The organism is Kocuria sp. NPDC057446 (assembly GCF_042802875.1).
Taxonomy (GTDB): domain Bacteria; phylum Actinomycetota; class Actinomycetes; order Actinomycetales; family Micrococcaceae; genus Kocuria.
Genome location: NZ_JBHVDI010000278.1, coordinates 1 through 1,878, shown reverse-complemented (window position 1 = coordinate 1,878; position 1,878 = coordinate 1). Strand labels below are relative to the sequence as shown.

At 75.4% G+C, this 1,878-nt stretch carries 3 protein-coding genes; all 3 read right to left on the bottom strand.

Translation table 11 applies throughout. From position 1 onward, the window contains the following. Positions 1-56 precede the first annotated feature (56 nt). A complete protein-coding gene (locus tag ACFU0Y_RS18060) occupies positions 57-521 on the bottom strand; it encodes a ribose-5-phosphate isomerase (protein ID WP_380216335.1) in 465 nt (154 codons plus the stop codon). 57 nt (positions 522-578) lie between these two features. Then, on the bottom strand, positions 579-1,328 hold the full coding sequence (locus ACFU0Y_RS18055) for a triose-phosphate isomerase (RefSeq protein ID WP_380216333.1): 750 nt from the start codon (positions 1,326-1,328) through the stop codon (positions 579-581). 8 nt (positions 1,329-1,336) lie between these two features. Further along, on the bottom strand, positions 1,337-1,878 hold a 542-nt coding region (locus ACFU0Y_RS18050; protein ID WP_380216331.1), incomplete at its 5' end, for a DAK2 domain-containing protein.

Below are 1,878 nucleotides of genomic sequence, written 5' to 3'. Positions count from 1 at the left end.
GCCCCGGCACGGTGGGTCCGTGCCGGGGCCGCGGGGCCGCCGGTGCCGGGGTGCGCTCAGCTGTTCTCGTAGCCGGTGATGGCCTCGACCTTGGCCGCCGAGGCGCTGGTGGTGTCGAAGGTGTAGCCCAGCCACTCCTTGGCCAGGCGCCGGGCCAGCTCGAGGCCGATGACCCGCTGGCCCATGCACAGCACCTGGGCGTTGTTGGAGAGCACCGAACGCTCCACGGAGTAGGAGTCGTGGGCGGTCACCGCCCGGATCCCGGGGACCTTGTTCGCCGAGATCGCCACGCCCAGGCCGGTGCCGCAGATCAGCAGCGCGCGGTCGGCCTCCCCGGAGGCGACCTTCCGGGCGGCGTCGACGGCCACGTGCGGGTAGTCGGTGTTCTCGGTCTGCGAGACCCCGACGTCCACCACGCTGGCCACCCGGTCGTCGGCCTCGAGGTCCTTGCGCAGGGCCTCCTTGTAGTCGAACCCGGCGTCGTCGCCGCCGATCACGATCCGCAGCTTCTTCTCGCTCATCGCGTCACCTTTTCCTTGTCGTCGTTCTCGTCGTTGATGGTCCTTGCGCGGGCCGCCTCAGCGGTCCGCGGCGATCTCGAGCAGGCGCAGGTAGCCCTCCAGCCGCCAGGCCGTGCGGCCGACGAACAATCCGTCGACGTGGGCGATGCCGAGCAGGTCCGCGGCGTTGTCCAGGTCCACCGACCCGCCGTAGAGCAGTCCGCGCACCCGTGACCCGTAGGCGTCGCCGAGGGCGGCGAAGGGTTCGGCCAGCTCCGCGACGGTGGCCGGGCGGCCGTGCTCGCCGATCGCCCAGATCGGCTCGTAGGCGATCAGCACCCGGGACAGCTGCTCGGCTTCGAGACCGGCCAGGGCGCGCTCGACCTGGCCGAGGACGTGCGCGGCGGAACCGCCCGCGGCCTGCACCTGCGCCGGCTCGCCCACGCACAGCAGCGGGGTCAGCCCGTGCGCCAGGGTCGCGGCGACCTTGGCGCGGACGGTCTCGTCCGTCTCGCCGAAGTGCTCGCGGCGCTCGGAGTGGCCGATCTCCACGAGCCGGGCCCCGGCGTCGGCGACCTGGGGCACGGAGACCTCCCCGGTCCAGGCCCCGGCATCGGCCCAGTGCGCGTTCTGCGCCCCGACCAGCACCCGGGGCTCCCCGGCCAGGGCCGCCGCCACCGCGGCGATCGCCGTGGCCGGCGGGATCACGAAGGGCACCACGTCCCCCAGGTCCCGCCCGGCCAGGAACTCGGCCAGGCCCGCCGCCCAGTCGCGGGCCTCGGCCAGGGTCTTGGTCATCTTCCAGCTCGTGCCGATCCACACTGCCATGCCGGCCCCTACTGCTCGGCCGGACGCTGCTCGTCCGGGCGCTGCTCGTCCGGGCGCTGGGCGTCCGGGGCCTGGGCGAAGTGCTCCCCCAGCGCGTCCATGAGCACGGAGAAGGACAGTGCGCCGGGGTCCGGGGTGCCGAGGCTCTTGTCGCCCAGCACCTTCGAGCGCCCGCGCCGGGCGGCGATGTCCGCGGTGGCCTCGGCCGCCTCCCGGGCCACGGCGGCGGCCCGCTGCACGGAGCCGGCCAGATCGGAGGTGGTCTCGAACTGGGCCAGCAGCGCCTCGCGGAACGGCAGGGCGGCGTCGACCATGGTCTTGTCCCCGGGGGCCGCCCCGCCCAGCCGGACGACCGCGTCGATCCCGGCCACCAGGGCGGCCACCGCCGCATCGGCCCCGGCTCCGGCGGTGTCCTCGAGGACTCCGCCGGCCGCGGTCAGCGCCGCGCCCCACAGGGCCCCGGAGGTGCCGCCGGCTCCCTCGGCCCAGGCGTCCCCGGCCCGCAGCAGCACGGTCCGCGCCCCGGCACCGGACGCGGCCGCGTCCTGGG

Bases quoted from the DNA above. Each gene is read 5' to 3' on its own strand.
- ACFU0Y_RS18055 (WP_380216333.1), bottom strand. From the start codon at position 1,328: ATGGCAGTGTGGATCGGCACGAGCTGGAAGATGACCAAGACCCTGGCC.
- ACFU0Y_RS18060 (WP_380216335.1), bottom strand. From the start codon at position 521: ATGAGCGAGAAGAAGCTGCGGATCGTGATCGGCGGCGACGACGCCGGG.